The 15,267-nt window shown below is 68.0% G+C and carries 12 protein-coding genes; 9 read left to right on the forward strand and 3 right to left on the reverse strand.

The genetic code is table 11. The features are described 5' to 3' along the window. Positions 1 to 144: 144 nt before the first annotated feature. From AVKW3434_RS13235 to AVKW3434_RS13245, 3 genes are read left to right on the forward strand one after another with little or no spacing between them, the layout of a single operon-like run. Positions 145 to 2,511 carry a Tex family protein gene (locus AVKW3434_RS13235; RefSeq protein WP_284406204.1) on the forward strand — a complete coding sequence of 789 codons (2,367 nt, stop codon included), beginning with the start codon at positions 145 to 147 and terminating at the stop codon, positions 2,509 to 2,511. A 43-nt stretch (positions 2,512 to 2,554) separates the two neighbouring features. After that, positions 2,555 to 3,379, forward strand: a complete 825-nt coding sequence (locus AVKW3434_RS13240; protein ID WP_272568586.1) for an HDOD domain-containing protein — start codon at positions 2,555 to 2,557, stop codon at positions 3,377 to 3,379. Positions 3,380 to 3,407: 28 nt separating this feature from the next. Beyond that, a complete protein-coding gene (locus tag AVKW3434_RS13245) occupies positions 3,408 to 4,592 on the forward strand; it encodes a phospholipase (RefSeq protein WP_284406205.1) in 1,185 nt (394 codons plus the stop codon). A gap of 25 nt (positions 4,593 to 4,617) precedes the next feature. Here the strand turns inward: AVKW3434_RS13245 and gbd are convergent, their stop codons facing one another. After that, complete coding sequence (gene gbd / locus AVKW3434_RS13250) at positions 4,618 to 5,754, reverse strand: 4-hydroxybutyrate dehydrogenase (protein ID WP_284406206.1); 1,137 nt, start codon at positions 5,752 to 5,754, stop codon at positions 4,618 to 4,620. A gap of 77 nt (positions 5,755 to 5,831) precedes the next feature. On the opposite strand from gbd, the gene AVKW3434_RS13255 reads away from it, so the two are divergent. After that, positions 5,832 to 6,701 (forward strand): 2-keto-4-pentenoate hydratase, encoded by an 870-nt coding sequence (locus tag AVKW3434_RS13255; protein WP_284406207.1) that lies wholly within the window; start codon positions 5,832 to 5,834, stop codon positions 6,699 to 6,701. Between the two features lie 182 nt (positions 6,702 to 6,883). After that, positions 6,884 to 7,804 (forward strand): alpha/beta hydrolase, encoded by a 921-nt coding sequence (locus tag AVKW3434_RS13260; RefSeq protein WP_284406287.1) that lies wholly within the window; start codon positions 6,884 to 6,886, stop codon positions 7,802 to 7,804. 20 nt (positions 7,805 to 7,824) lie between these two features. Here AVKW3434_RS13260 and AVKW3434_RS13265 read toward each other — a convergent pair whose 3' ends face one another. Further along, positions 7,825 to 8,250 carry a surface-adhesin E family protein gene (locus AVKW3434_RS13265; RefSeq protein ID WP_284406208.1) on the reverse strand — a complete coding sequence of 142 codons (426 nt, stop codon included), beginning with the start codon at positions 8,248 to 8,250 and terminating at the stop codon, positions 7,825 to 7,827. A 195-nt stretch (positions 8,251 to 8,445) separates the two neighbouring features. Here AVKW3434_RS13265 and phaR point away from each other — a divergent pair, with 195 nt between their 5' ends. Continuing rightward, the gene (gene phaR, locus AVKW3434_RS13270; RefSeq protein ID WP_272568591.1) at positions 8,446 to 8,985 is read left to right on the forward strand and encodes a polyhydroxyalkanoate synthesis repressor PhaR; all 540 of its coding nucleotides are present in this window, start codon (positions 8,446 to 8,448) and stop codon (positions 8,983 to 8,985) included. Between the two features lie 102 nt (positions 8,986 to 9,087). Here the strand turns inward: phaR and AVKW3434_RS13275 are convergent, their stop codons facing one another. Beyond that, entirely contained in the window at positions 9,088 to 10,053 is a 966-nt protein-coding gene (locus AVKW3434_RS13275; RefSeq protein ID WP_284406209.1) for a LysR family transcriptional regulator, read from the reverse strand. Positions 10,054 to 10,139: 86 nt separating this feature from the next. Here AVKW3434_RS13275 and AVKW3434_RS13280 point away from each other — a divergent pair, with 86 nt between their 5' ends. From AVKW3434_RS13280 to ydiJ, 3 genes are all read left to right on the forward strand, one after another. Next, on the forward strand, positions 10,140 to 11,015 hold the full coding sequence (locus AVKW3434_RS13280) for an amidohydrolase family protein (protein ID WP_284406210.1): 876 nt from the start codon (positions 10,140 to 10,142) through the stop codon (positions 11,013 to 11,015). A 23-nt stretch (positions 11,016 to 11,038) separates the two neighbouring features. Next, positions 11,039 to 12,028, forward strand: coding sequence for a Bug family tripartite tricarboxylate transporter substrate binding protein (locus AVKW3434_RS13285; protein ID WP_284406211.1), 990 nt, complete (start codon positions 11,039 to 11,041; stop codon positions 12,026 to 12,028). 149 nt (positions 12,029 to 12,177) lie between these two features. Further along, positions 12,178 to 15,261 carry a D-2-hydroxyglutarate dehydrogenase YdiJ gene (gene ydiJ, locus AVKW3434_RS13290; protein ID WP_284406288.1) on the forward strand — a complete coding sequence of 1,028 codons (3,084 nt, stop codon included), beginning with the start codon at positions 12,178 to 12,180 and terminating at the stop codon, positions 15,259 to 15,261. Positions 15,262 to 15,267: the final 6 nt, after the last annotated feature.

Consider the following 15,267-nt stretch of genomic DNA (forward strand, 5'->3'; position numbering starts at 1 on the left):
TGGGATGGAATGTCGCCCGGTGCCGGCCGGGCCGCCACGCAAGGCACGGGGCAGGGGGGCGGTGCGGACTGAAACAAGGGCCGGGAAGGCCTGTGGCACACTCGCCCGCTTTTCCAAAGCCGAGCCCTCGGGCGCGTTTTCAGCATGCAGAAGATCATCCGGCAGATTGCCGCAGAAATCCGGGTCACCGAGCAGCAGGTGGCCTCCGCCGTCGAGTTGCTCGATGGGGGCGCCACGGTGCCCTTCATCGCGCGCTACCGCAAGGAAGTGACCGGTGGGCTGGACGACATCCAGCTACGCGAGCTGGAGGCCCGCCTGTCGTACCTGCGCGAACTGGAAGACCGCCGCGCCGCGGTGCTCAAGGCCATCGACGAGCAGGGCAAGCTGACCGATGCGCTGCGCGCCGCCATCGCGGGCGCACCGACCAAGCAGGAGCTGGAAGACCTCTACCTGCCCTTCAAGCAAAAGCGCCGCACCAAGGGCCAGATCGCCCGCGAGTTCGGCATCGAGCCGCTGGCCGACAAGCTCTTCGCCGACCCCACGCTGGACCCGGCCGCCGAGGCCGCCGCGTTCACCCGCCCCCCCGAGGTGCTGGACGATGGCAAGCCGGGTGCCGACTTTTCCACCGTGCCGGCCGTGCTCGACGGTGTGCGCGACATCCTCTCCGAGCGCTGGGCCGAAGACGCCGTGCTGGTGCAGTCGCTGCGCGAATGGCTGTGGTCCGAGGGCCTGCTGCGCAGCAAGAAGGTCGAGGGCAAGAACGAGGCCGATCCCGAGGTCTCCAAGTTCCGCGACTACTTCGAGTACGACGAGCCCATCGGCCGCGTGCCCTCGCACCGCGCGCTGGCCGTGTTCCGCGGCCGGGCGCTCGAAATCCTGGAAGCCAAGCTGGTCCTGCCCGTCGAACCAGAGCCCGGCAAGCCCAGCATCGCCGAGGGCAAGATCGCCCTGCACCTGGGCTGGAGCCATGCCGGCCGCGCGGCCGACGACCTGCTGCGCAAATGCGTGGGCTGGGCCTGGCGCGTGAAGCTGAGCCTATCCACCGAGCGCGACCTGTTCGCCCGCCTGCGCGACGAGGCCGAGAAGGTCGCCATCAAGGTCTTCGCCGACAACCTGCGCGACTTGCTGCTGGCCGCGCCCGCCGGCCCGCGCGTGGTGATGGGGCTGGATCCCGGCATCCGCACCGGCGTGAAAGTGGCGGTGGTGGATGCGACCGGCAAGCTGGTGGAGACCGCCACCGTGTTCCCGCACGAGCCGCGCCGCGACTGGGAAGGCTCGCTGCACACGCTGGCCAAGCTGGTCGAAAAGCACGGCGTGAACCTGATCGCCATCGGCAACGGCACCGCCAGCCGCGAAACCGACAAGCTGGCCGCCGACCTCATCAAACTGGCCGCCAAGGCCGAGCGCGCCATCGAGAAGGTGGTGGTGAGCGAGGCCGGCGCGTCCGTCTATTCCGCCAGCGAATACGCCTCGCAGGAGATGCCCGATGTGGACGTGAGCCTGCGCGGCGCCGCCTCCATAGCGCGGCGCCTGCAGGACCCGCTGGCCGAGTTGGTCAAGATCGACCCCAAGAGCATCGGCGTGGGCCAGTACCAGCACGACGTGAACCAGAGCGAGCTGGCCCGCACCCTGGGCACGGTGGTGGAGGACTGCGTGAATTCGGTGGGCGTGGACCTGAACACGGCCAGCGTGCCCCTGCTCAGCCGCGTGTCGGGCCTGTCGGGCAGCGTGGCCAAGGCCGTGGTGCGCTGGCGCGAGGCCAACGGTGCGTTCAAGAGCCGCCGCCAGCTCATGGAGGTGTCGGGCCTGGGCGCCAAGACCTTCGAGCAGAGCGCTGGCTTCCTGCGCATCCGCGGCGGCGAGAACCCGCTGGACATGACGGGCGTGCACCCTGAGACGTACCCTGTGGTCGAGCAGATCATGCAAAAGACCGGCAAGCCCGTGGCCGAGATCATGGGCCGCGCCGACATGCTCAAGACGCTCAAGCCCGAGTTGTTCGCCAACGAGAAGTTCGGCGTCATCACGGTCAAGGACATCCTGGGCGAGCTGGAGAAGCCCGGCCGCGATCCACGCCCGGACTTCAAGGTGGCGCGCTTCAACGACGGCGTGGAGGACATCAAGGACCTGAAGGAAGGCATGGTCCTGGAGGGCACGGTGAGCAACGTGGCGCAGTTCGGCGCCTTCATCGACCTGGGCGTGCACCAGGACGGCCTGGTCCATGTGAGCCAGTTGAGCCACAAGTTCGTCAACGATGCGCGCGAGGTGGTCAAGACCGGCGACATCGTGAAGGTGAAGGTCATGGAGGTGGACGTGGAGCGCAAGCGCATCGGCCTGTCCATGAAGCTCGATGCAGCGCCCCCGCGCAGCGGCGGCGACCGAGGTGCGCCCCGCGACAACCGGTTCGAAGGGGCGGGGCGGGGCCAGCATGCGGCACCGCGCCGCAGCAACGAGCCCGCGCCCCCGTCGGCCATGGCCTCGGCCTTCGCCAAGCTGCAAGGTAATAAGCGGTAAAAGTTGCGTGGATAATCGCCGGACCCTTACTTCCGGCCGTTCCATGGAGCTCATCGCCCTGCTGGGGATTCCCGTCGCGCTGCCGAGCGTGCCGCGCGCGGTGGCGCTGCTGATGAACGAGCTGGCGGCGCCCGAGCCCAACCTGCGCCGCGTCACCCAGCTCTTCGGCACCGACCCGGCCATGGCCGCGCGGCTGCTGGAAGAGGCCAACTCCCCCACGTTCCAGGCCCAGCAGCAGATCAGCGGCATTCCCGAGGCGCTGTCGCTGCTGGGTGTGCAGCAGCTGCGCACGCTGGTGGCGTCCGCGCCGCTGGGCACGACTTCGCGGTCGGTGCCGGGCGTCAACCTGCAGCAGTTCTGGCGCTACAGCCTGCACACCGCCAAGCTGGCGCGGTCGCTGGCCGGCAGCGTGCACCACAACCAGATCGCGGCATACACCGCGGGCCTGCTCCACGGCGTGGGCGAGTTGCTGCTGCACCTGGGCAACCCGGACCGCGTGCAGGCCATCAACCGGCTGGTCGGCCCCTTCGATCCGCGCCGCTCCAAGCTGGAGCAGCGGCTGCTGGGCTACTGCTATTCGCAGGTGAGTGCCGGCATGGCGCGCCGCTGGCAGTTGCCGCAGGTGGTGGTGGATGCCTTGCAGTACCAGAGCGCGCCGTTCGAGAACAGCGTGTACGAGCCGCTCGCCGGCGTGCTGCACCTGGCCGCCTGGCGCGTGCGGGCCCGCGAGGCGGCGCTGGGCGAGAAGGAGCTGGCGGTGTCCTTTCCCGGCGAGGTCGGACTGGCGCTGGGGCTCGATATCGACATGGTGCTGCAGCAGGACCCGATCGACTGGACCGTGCGCCCCGACCCGGGCGACTACGTGTGAGCGCCGCGTCGCACCGATGCCCCGGCCGATGAAGGCGCTGCGCATCCACGCGGGGCCGCTGGCGCGGGCGCACATCGCCCGGCACGGCCTGCAGCCCGCCGACATCGGCGTGATCCCGGCCGCGGCTGGCGGTCCCAAGGGACTGGTCCTCGGGCCGCTGGACCGCTTCGTGTTCGGGCACTGGTTGCAGGGCTCCACCCAGCCGGTGCATCTGGTGGGCGCCTCCATCGGCGCCTGGCGCATGGCAACTGCCTGCCTGGACTCGCCCGTGGCCGCGCTGGAGCGGCTGGAGCACGCCTACATCCACCAGCACTACGCGCCGCCACCCGGCCGCCAGCGCCCCACAGCCGCGCAGGTGAGCGCGCAGTTCGGGCAGGGGCTGCGCGACTTCTACAGTGCGCAGGTGGGGCCGTTGCTCGTGCACCCGCGCTGGCGGCTGCACATCGTGACGTCGCGGGGGCGGCACCTGCTCTCGCGTGAACGCCGGCTGGCCACACCGCTCGGCTACCTGGGCGCGTTCGCCGCCAACGCGGTGCACCGCCGCGCGCTGGGGTGGTGGCTGGAGCGGGTGGTGTTCTCCGGTCCGGCCGGCGATGCCCCCGGCGGCGCCATGGCGCCGCTGCCGTTCGCCACCACTGACTACCCCACGCGGCAGGTGGCGCTGACCGGGGCCAACTTCCTGCCGGCGCTGCAGGCCAGCTGCTCCATTCCCTTCGTGCTGCAGGCGGTGCACGACATTCCGGGCGCGCCGGCCGGTGCCTACTGGGACGGTGGCCTGACCGACTACCACCTGCATCTGCGCTACCGGCCGCTGGCGGACATCGAGCGGATGGATGCTATAAAAAATATAGCGACATGCCCTAGTGTTGATTGTGCTGGAGGCCAAAAACGTTCAGATCCCCCTGGCGCGTTGGTGCTGTACCCGCACTTCCAGCAGAGCGTGGTGCCCGGCTGGCTGGACAAGGGCCTGCGCTGGCGCCACCGCGCCACGCCCGCGCTGGACCGCATGGTGGTGCTGTCGCCGCACCCCGACTGGGTGCGCACGCTGCCGAACGCCAAGCTGCCCGATCGCAACGATTTTCTGCACTACGGCAGCGACCTGGCCGCCCGCGTGCGCGCCTGGAGCGCGGCCACGTCGGCCAGCCGCCAGTTGGCCGACGAGTTCGCCGAATGGCTGCGCAGGCCCGATCCGGCGGCGGTCCTGCCGCTTTGAGGGCGGGCCGCCGCGGCCGCAACGCTCACATCGATTCGGCGAGCATCGCCCGGTAGTCGTCCACGCTGGCCTCGCGCGGGTTGGTCTTGTGGCAGTGGTCGGCCATGGCGCCTTCGATCACGTCGCCGAACAGCGCCTCGGTCACACCCATCGCGGCCAGGCCCGTGGGCAGCCCCAGCCGCGCGCTCATGTCGCGGATGGCCTCGGGGATGTCGCCCGCGGACGCCAGCCCCATGGCGTGGGCCATGCGTTCCAGGCGCCGGTCTTTCTGCACGGCGGGGTCCTTCGCGTTGAAGCGCACCACGGCGGGCAGGAACACCGCGTTCAGCGTGCCGTGGTGCAGCCGCGGGTTCACGCCGCCCAGGCTGTGGCTTAGCGAATGCACGCAGCCCAGCCCTTTCTGGAACGCCATCGCGCCTTGCATGCTCGCGCTCATCATGTTCAGGCGGGCCTCGCGGTCGCTGCCGTCGCGCGTGGCGCGTTCGATGTGGGCCCAGCCGCGCGTGAGGCCTTCCAGCGCGATGCCGTCGGCCGGTGGGTTGAAGGCAGAGGACATGAAGGTCTCCATGCAGTGCGCGATCGCGTCCATGCCGGTGGCGGCCGTCAGCGCGGGCGGCAGGCCCAGGGTCAGGCCCGGGTCGCAGATGGCTGTCTTGGGCACCAGGTGCCACGAGTGAAAGCCGAGCTTGCGGTGGTCGTCCACGATGATGATCGCGCCGCGCGCCACCTCGCTGCCGGTGCCGGAGGTGGTGGGCACGGCGATCAGCGGCACGGCGCGGTCGGTGATGCGGGGCGAGCCGCCCTCGATGGTGGCGTAGTACGTGAGCGGCCCTTCGTGCGTGGCCGCGATGGCGATGCCCTTGGCGCAGTCGATGGCCGAGCCGCCGCCCACTGCGATGAGGCCGTCGCAACCGTGGTCGCGGTACACCTGCACGGCGGCGCGCACGGCCGCTTCGGTGGGGTTGGAGGGCGTCTGGTCGAACACGGCCACGGGCACGCCGGCCAGTGCATCCAGCGCGTGCTGCAGCACGCCGGCGGCTTTCACGCCGGGGTCGGTCACCACGAGCGGGCGCGTGATGCCCACGCGGTCGCACTCCTGTTTCAGGAGCTGGATGGCGCCGAATTCGAACTGGATCTGGGTGACGTAGTAGATGAAGGCCATGGTGGATTGCGAGGATGCGCCCAGGGCGCGGTTGTGGTTAGCATGCCGGCCAGCCAATCTACAACCGGGAGCCTTCCATGGCCATGCAGCAAACCCTCATCGCCGCCGTGCTGGCGGTCGCCTGTGCGACAACCGTGCAGGCCGAATGCCTGAGCGACGTCCAGGTGGCCGAACTGGCTGCCCATTACTCGGGCAGGACGCCCGCCGCCAACCTGCCGCCCCTAAGCGATGCCGATGCCGCCTGCACGCGCGCCAAGTTCAATGCCTTGCTGGCGCACCGCCTGGGCCGGGTGGTGGGCTACAAGGCGGGGCTGACCAACCCCGCGGTGCAAAAGCGCTTCGGCACCGACAAGCCGGTGTGGGGCAAGCTGTACGAAGGCATGGTGCTGCGCGACGGCGCCGTGGTGGATGCGGCGTTCGGCGCCCGCCCGCTGTTCGAGGCCGACATGCTGGTGCGCGTCAAGAGCGCCGCCATCAACCATGCGCGCACGCCGATGGAGGTGCTGGAGCACATCGATCAGGTCATCCCCTTCATCGAGCTGCCCGACCTGCTGGTGCAGGCGCCGCCCCAACTCAACGGGGCCGGTGTGGCGGCTATCAACGTGGGGGCGCGGCTGGGTGTGGCTGGCGCCCCCATCGCCGTGCCGCGCCTGCGCGCGGAGCGCTATGCGATGGTGGACGCGCTCCAGAACATGGCGGTGACGCTCACCGATGGCCAGGGCGCTCGGCTGGGCGGCGGCAGGGGCAGCGACATCCTGGGCCACCCGCTCAACGCCGTCGTCTGGCTGGCCGAGGCGCTGTCCAAGGAGGACATCACCCTGCAGCCGGGCGATCTCGTGAGCCTGGGGTCGTTCTCCGCGCTGCTGCCGCCGCGGCCGGGGCTGGAGGTCTCGGCCACGTTCGACGGGCTGCCGGGCACAGCGCCGGTGCGCGTGACGTTCCGTTGATGCGCTGCCGTTGAGCGAGGGCCGGGAACGCCGGCCGGGGGCAAATAGCCCGGTCCGCCTGACCACGGCCAAGTTGCGGGATGATCGGGCGCTTGTCCTTCTGGCCCCTTCTTTGCCGCCCCACGGGGTGGCCCGCGACCGTGACACCTTCCGCCCCATCTACCGCCCGGCTCACCCCTCAGATGCGCAGCGTCATCGACCGCATGGAGCGCGCCGGCCGGCCGCCCCTGCACACGTTGCCCCCGGCCGAGGCCCGCGCCGCCTACGAGGCCGGTGCCGGCGTGCTCGAAGTGCCCAAGGCCGCCCTCGAACGCGTGGAAGACCTGCACATTCCCGCCCGCGACGGCCACGCCTTGCCGGCCCGCCTGTACGCCCCCACGCGCGGTGCGCCGCTGCCGGTGCTGCTGTACCTGCACGGTGGCGGCTTCACCATCGGCAGCGTGGCCACGCACGACGTGCTGTGCCGGGAGCTTTCGCGCCTGGCGGGCTGCATGGTGGTGTCGCTGGACTACCGGCTGGCACCGGAGCACCGGTTTCCCACGGCCTCCAACGATGCGTGGGATGCGCTGGCCTGGCTCGCGGCCCAGGCCCAAGCGCTGGGCGCCGACCCGGCGCGCATCGCCGTCGGGGGCGACAGCGCGGGCGGCACGCTGTCCGCCGTCAATGCCATCCTGGCGCGCGATGCCGGCCTGCCGCTTGCGCTGCAGCTGCTGTTCTACCCCGGGTGCACCGCGCACCAGGACACGCCCTCGCACGCCGCGTTCGCCCACGGCCTGGTGCTGGAGGAGCCCGCCATCACCTGGTTCTTCGGCCACTACGTGCGCGGGCCCGCGGACCGCGACGACTGGCGCTTCGCCCCGCTGAACGCGCCCGACGTCGACGGCGTGGCGCCGGCCTGGATCGGGCTGGCCGAATGCGATCCGCTGGTGGACGAGGGCGTGGCGTACGCCGACAAGCTGCGTGCCGCTGGCGTGGCGGTCGATCTGGAGATTTACCGCGGCGTGACGCACGAGTTCATCAAGATGGGCCGCGCGATCCCGGAAGCCCGCCAGGCGCACGCGGATGCGGCGCAGGCGCTGCGCACGGCGTTCGGGCTGGCCTGAGCGGGGTTGGCCGTGCCGGCTCAGCGCTTCTTGCAGGAGGCGGTGATCAGCTTGCGCGCCGGCTCGCCGGGGATGCCGGCGAAGGACACCGGCGCCTCGTCTTCCTTGAATTCCTCGCGCGCGGTCACGGGGCCTTGCCACACGGGCTCGGCGTAGTAGTTCAGGGCCAGGTACCACCCCTTTTGCGTGCCGCAGTCGATCACGGCCACGCCCTTGAACGAGCGGTAGGGGTGCTTGCGGTAGCTGGAGCGCTGGGTGCTGCGCGACACGCGCACTTCCATGGTGAACTGGTTCTGCCAGGGAATCTGCGTGGGGTTGATCTGCACCAGGTCGCCGGTCTTGTCTTCCGGAAAGCCCTGGATCGTGAGCCATTGTTCGTCGGTTTGCGCGTGTGCCTGGGCCGCCAGGAGCAGGACCGCTAACAGGGCAGGGCGAAGGGGGGACACGGGGCCTCCAAGGATGGGGTGCAAACGATGCAGCGGCGAATCTTATGCGATCTGCGCCGCGCCGCATTGACGTGGATCAAGGGGGCAAAGCCGCATCAGGGTAATCCTGCGAAGGGGCGCGCTGCTGCGCTCCCTAAAATCGGTTGCACTGCAAACGATCAAAATCATGGGTGCCCCGCACCCCAGGAGCCCGCTGTGCCAGAAACCACGTCCCCCCCAACCCCCTCGACCGCACAGCAGAGGATCATCAAGAAGTACCCCAACCGCCGGCTGTACGACACCTCCACCTCCACCTACATCACCCTGGCCGAGGTCAAGCAGCTCGTGATGGCGGGCGAGCAGGTGGTGGTGCGCGATGCCAAGACCAGCGAAGACCTCACGCGCAGCATCCTGCTGCAGATCATTCTGGAAGAGGAAGCCGGCGGCGCGCCCATGTTCACCGAGGCCGTGCTGGCCAACATCATCCGTTTCTACGGCCACGCCATGCAGGGCTTCATGGGTGCCTACCTGGAAAAGAACGTGCAGGTGTTCACCGACATCCAGGCCAAGATGGCCGAACAGTCCAAGGGCATCACGCCCGAGATGTGGTCGCAGTTCATGAACCTGCAGTCGCCCATGTTCAAGGGCATCATGGGCAGCTACGTGGACCAGTCGCAGGCCATCTTCACGCAGATGCAGGAGCAGATGCAAAAGCAGACCGAGCAGATGCTCGGCGCCTTCGGCATCAAGCGCTGAAGGCAGGCCCCAGAGCCCGGGGGAGGGCCTGCGAGCGGTAGCCCTGGGCCCGTGCGGCCGGGTCGGCCATGGACGGACTTCGCCCAGCGCAGCGGCGCGCCGTCAATCCTGCACGTGGGATTTCCGGTGGGCGTCCTGGAAGATCCGATGGATCAGTTCCCTGAACCACTTGTGCCCCGGATCGTGGTCGTTGCGCGGATGCCAGACGGCGTCGATGGACAGCGCCAGTTCCGGCAGCGGCATGGGGAAGGCAACGCAATTCGATCCGGAAAGAACGCTGTCCATCCAGTGCGCCGGCATCGCTGCGATCAGGTCGGTGGATTCGATCACCGGCACCATGCCCTGCCACGTAGGCACCTGCACCATGACCCGGCGTGCCAGTCCGCGTTCGGCCAGCAGTTCGTCCAGGATGTTGCTGCCCACCCCCGACACCTTGAGGTGCCCCAGTTCGAGGTACTTTTCCAGCGTGAGTGGGGTGGAGGCGGCAGGGTGGCCCTTTCGCATCAGCACCATCCAGCGGTCATCCAGGATGCGCCGCGAGGCCGAAAGAACGGAGTGCCCCCGCGACACCGAAAGCCTGATTTCCACCCCTTCGTACTCGACGCGGTCCGACGGCTGGCGCATCTCGAATGACTGCACCGACAGGCTGATGCCGGGCGCCACGGAACACAGCTCGGTGCACAGGCGCGGTAGCAAAAGGACCCCCACGTAGTCGGACACGCGCAGAAGAAACGTTCTGCGCGCCGTGCCGGGATCGAACGCGCCGGCCACGCCGATGGCGTTTTCGATTTCGCTGAAAGCCTTGCGGAAACGCGTCGCCAGGCGAACGGCTTCCGGGGTGGGAACCATGCCCTCTGCCGTGCGCAGCATCAGCGGGTCATTGAACTGCTCGCGCAGGCGCCGCAGTGCGTGGCTGACGGCGGAAGAGGTCAGGTTGAGCCGGGCCGCCGCCTTGGCCACGCTGCGCTCCTCCACAAGCGCCTCGAACATCACCAGCAGGTTCAGATCGATTTTGCGAAGGTTGACGACCGCGCGGTCCTGCTGGGCAGGGAGGTGAATGTTGTTCATCTTGATGATGATAGTAATGAATTTTACTAACCACCCCTGCGGCAAAAACAATCCGGTCAGCAGTTCAACCCGACCGTTTGGAATCCATGCCCATCACAGACCGCCACGGCGCGACCCATCAGGCGCCGCCTGGTGAAACAGAAAGAGTCTTTCCGCAAGGGGCGTGCGACACGCACCTTCACGTCTTCGGATCCCCCGGCGAATTTCCGTTCATCGCCGAGCGCGCCTACACCCCGCCACCTGCCACGATCGAGCAGTACTGGTCTGCCTACCGCCCTTTGGGAATGGACCGGTGCGTTCTGGTGCAGCCCAGCGTGTATGGGCGCGACCACTCGCTCTTGAAGCGGACATTGGGCGACGCCGCCGCGGGCAGCATGCGCGGCGTGGCCGTGATCTTCGAGGACACGCCGGACACCGAGATGGAGGAACTTCACCGGCTGGGCGTGCGGGGCGCGCGATGCAATGCGCTGTTCAGCGGGGGCGTTTCGATCGCCAGCGTGCAGTCGATTGCCGATCGGGTGAAAGGGCTGGGTTGGCACATCCAGCTGCTCGTCGACATCGATGAAGACATCCGCCTCGTCCAGGGGCTTGCCGAGAGTGGCACGACCGTTGTGGTGGACCACTTCGGCCATCCCTCGGACTGCAGCGACATCGACAGCCGGGGCGTCCGAAGCCTGCGGAGCCTGATGCGGGAAGGGTGCGCCTGGGTCAAGTTCTCAGGCGCCTACCGGATCTCTGCGGCGGCGTCCGGCGTGGACCCTGCCGTGCTGCCGCTGGCACACAGCCTGGTGCAGGCCAATCCCCACCGCATCGTCTGGGGATCGGACTGGCCCCACCCCGGCATCGACGCCACGTCCATCGCCAGCGCGGAACTGGCGAGCCTCATCACCCACTGGTTTCCCGAGGAAATCAGGCGCAAGGCGCTGGTCGACAACCCGACCCGGCTTTATTGGGAAGACTGATTTTTCTAAAAAGGAGACATGACATGTTCAATGCACCATCCAGCCGCAGAGGCTTTTTGCAAGGCGCCGCATCGCTCGCGGCATGTTCCATGGCCTTCCCGGCCGGGGCCCAGAACCGCTTTCCCTGGAAGCCGATCACGCTGGTGGTGCCCTTCGCGCCCGGAGGGAATGTGGACATCGTCGCGCGCTCGCTGGGCGTGCCGCTGACCAAGTGGGTCGGGCAGTCCGTGATCGTGGACAACCGCGCGGGCGGCGGGGGCGCCGTCGGCACGAGCACGGTGGCGCGTGCCGAGGCCGACGGGCACACCTTGCTGGTGGCAACGCCCGGGCAGTTGGGCACCCTTCCGGAAATCATCAAAACGCCGTACAAGGCCGACAGCCTGGTGCCGGTGGCGGTGCTCAGCCGCACACCGGTCGTCGTGGTCGTGCGTGCCAACGACCCACGGTTCAAGACCGCGGCGGATTTCATCAAGGCCGTGAAGGCCACGAGCCAGGGCGTGACCGTCGGCCACGCGGGGCCGGGCTCTCCCAACCACCTGGCGTTGCTCCAGTTCGAGGATTCCGCCCAGGCCCAGGTCAATGCAGTGCCCTACAAAGGATCGGGGCCGGCGTTGGTGGACCTGATGGGGGGCCAGATCGACGCGGTGATCGATCAGATCACCAGCTCCACCCCGCACATCAAGGGTGGCGCGCTCCGCGCACTGATGGTGCTGGGTCCGCAGGCGGGCGGGCTGCTCGCGAGCGTGCCGACGCAGGCCCAACTGGGCTTGCCGTTGTTCGATGCGACCACCTTCGTCGGGGTCTTCGCGCCCAAGGCGACGCCTGCCGCCAACGTTGCCAGCCTGCATGAATGGATCACCAAATCGGTGGCCCAGCCGGAGTTCACCAACGTGATCCGGGATCTGGGCAGCGAGCCGGTGGGGGAGGGCGGGGCCGCGCTGCAACGGCTGGTGAGTGGCGAAGTCGCCCTGGCCACGCGAATGGTCAAGCAAGGACGGCTCAAAGCCGACTGAGCCGTCACGTGGGCTTTGGCGTGAGGCCCGGCCGCACCCAGCCTGCCGAGGCCATCGCCCCGCCGCCCTTTCGATGCGCCGCGTTCGACCCTTGACGGGGCCACGCGGCGCAGGGCGCTTCTTTTCGTCATCGCAGGACCCTGAAATTGATTGCAATCATTCCAGCCCCGGCGCCGCTGGACGGCGACTACCCGCGCTTTCTTCAGGCATTGGCCGCCGAGGGTTTCCGGGGCGAAATCACATCGCAATACGCGGACCGCACCGTTCTGGCGACAGACAACTCGATCTATCAGCGGATGCCCCAGGCCGTGGTCTTCCCGCGGGATGCCGCGGACGTCGAAACACTCGCGAAGCTGCTCGCCAGGCCGGAGCACCGGCAGGTGGTGGTTTGTCCGCGGGGCGGCGGCACGGGCACCAACGGGCAATCCCTGACCGATGGCATCGCTGTGGATCTTTCCCGGCATCTCAACCAGATCCTGTGGATCGATCCCGTGCGCAGGGTAGCCCGGGTGCAGGCCGGCGTCGTCAAGGACCAGTTGAATGCGGCGCTGAAAGCGCATGGATTGTTCTTTGCCCCCGAGCTGTCCACGTCCAACCGCGCCACGATCGGCGGCATGATCAACACCGACGCCAGCGGCCAGGGCAGTTGCACTTACGGCAAGACCCGCGACCACGTGCAGGTGCTGGACATGGTCTTGCTGGGGGGCGTGCGGTTTGCCAGCCGGTCGGTCGATGCCGGGGAACTGCCGTTGCGATTGAAGGAAAGCGGCCTGGTGGGCGACGTCTGGCGCTGCGCACACGAGATCGCCACGGAGCATGCCGAGCTGATCGAGGCGCGCTTTCCCAAGCTCAATCGCTGCCTGACCGGCTATGACCTGGCGCACCTGAAAGAGCCCGGCGGTCGCTTCAACCTCAACAGCGTTTTGTGTGGGGCGGAAGGCTCGCTGGGCTTCGTCGTCGAGGCGGAAATCGGCCTGCTGCCCATCCCCCGCCATTCCATGCTGGTCAATGTGCGTTACGCCAGCTTCATGGACGCGCTGCGCGATGCAAGGGTGTTGATGGAGCACCGCCCGTTGTCGATTGAGACGGTCGATTCGCGGGTCTTGATGCTGGCGATGGAGGACATCGTCTGGCAGGACGTGGCGGAATACTTCCCTGCCCAGGCCGACCCGGCGCCGACGCGTGGCATCAACCTGGTCGAATTCTGCGGGGACTCGGAGGACGAGGTGCGCACTCGCGTGGCGGCCTTCACGGGTCACCTCGCCCGCAACCCCACCGTGAGCCGCATCGGGCACACCATCGCATCGGGTCGGGTGGCCGTCGAGAAGGTCTATGCCATGCGCAAGCGTGCCGTCGGCTTGCTGGGCAACGTGCAGGGCGAGGCCCGGCCCCAGCCCTTCGTCGAAGACACGGCCGTGCCGCCAGAGAAGCTCGCCGACTACATTGAAGAGTTCAGGGCATTGCTGGACCGGCATGGGCTGAGCTACGGCATGTTCGGCCACGTGGATGCGGGTGTGCTGCACGTCCGGCCCGCCCTGGATCTGAAGGACCCCGCCCATGCGGCGTTGATCCGTACCATTTCCGACGAGGTCGCCGGGCTGACCCTGAAATACGGTGGCGTGCTCTGGGGCGAGCACGGCAAGGGAGTCCGGTCCGAATACGCGCCGAAGTATTTTGGCCCCCTGTATGCCGCACTGCAGTCGCTCAAGGCGGCATTCGATCCGCACAACCAGCTCAACCCGGGAAAGATCGCCACGCCCGCAGGCCAGAGTGCCCAGCTGCTGCGCATCGATGAAGTGCCGTTGCGTGCCGACGCCGATCGTCAGATCGACGAGCGAGTGTGGCAGAGCTATGCCAGCGCCGTCCATTGCAACGGCAATGGCGCTTGCTACAACTTCGATCAGGACGACGCGATGTGCCCGTCATGGAAGGCCACGCGCGAACGCAGGCACTCCCCGAAAGGGCGTGCTTCGCTGCTGCGCGAGTGGCTGCGCCTGCAGGGCCAGGCGGGGGTGGATGTTCTGGCGGTGGCTGCGCGACAACCCTCGTTCCTGGCCGGATTGGCCAGGCGCTGGCGCAACAGCCGCGAGCGCGCTGCTAATGGAATGGACCGCTCCAGCGACTTTTCCCATGAGGTGTACGAGGCGATGTCCGGTTGCCTGGCGTGCAAGTCGTGCGCGGGGCAATGCCCTGTCAAGGTCAACGTTCCGGACTTCCGTGCGCGCTTTCTGGCGCTGTATCACACGCGGTATGGAAGGCCGTTGAAGGACTACCTCATCGGCTCGCTCGAATTCAGCGTTCCCTATCTGGCACGCATTCCATGGCTCTACAACGGTGCCATGTCCAATGCGGTGGTGCGCCGGATGCTGGAGCGCCATGCAGGCATGGTGGACAGCCCGCTGTTGAGCCGCTTCGACTTTCAGGCCGCGTTGAGCCGCTGGGGCGTGCGCCGCGCCACGCCATCGTTGCTGGCCGCGCTGACGGACGCGCAACGCGCCCGGTCCGTGATTCTGGTGCAGGACGCATTCACGCGCTATTTCGAGACGCCCGTGTTTTCCGCGTTCATCGAGTTGGCGTCCCGGCTGGGGTACACGGTCTGGCTGGCCCCATTCATGCCCAACGGCAAGCCGCTTCATGTGCTGGGCTTTCTGGAGGCCTTTGATCGAACGGCGTCCAAAAACGCGGAGATGCTTGGCGCTCTGGCATCGCATGGCGTGCCGCTGGTCGGCCTCGATCCTGCGATGACGCTCGTGTACCGCCAGGAATACGCGAAGCTGCCGTCTTTGCAAAAGCCGCCGGGCGTCCTGCTTGCGCAGGAATGGCTGCTGCAAGCCCTGCCCGTGCGGGCGTCCGAATCTCCTTCGGGAGACTTTCAGCTATTGAACCACTGCACCGAAAAAACGACCGCCCCTGCCGCCGCAGCGCTGTGGCCCCAGGTCTTCGCCCGTGCCGGTTTGAAGCTCAGTCCGCGGGCCAGTGGCTGCTGCGGCATGTCGGGAACCTACGGACACGAAAGCCTGAATGTGCAGACCTCGCGCCTCATCTACTCCCAATCGTGGGGGCCGATATTGAACGCCGAGCCGGCGCGACAGACGGAGTTCCTGGCCACCGGCTATTCCTGCCGCAGCCAGGCCAGGCGGATGGACGACCGGCGTTTGCGGCATCCCGTGGAAGTCCTGCTTCAGTTCTATGCACAGCGGGAAACTTCCGCTCCTGTCGGCACGGGTTGTTGAGCGCGT

Source organism: Acidovorax sp. SUPP3434 (genome assembly GCF_030159015.1).
Classification (GTDB): Bacteria; Pseudomonadota; Gammaproteobacteria; order Burkholderiales; family Burkholderiaceae_C; genus Paracidovorax.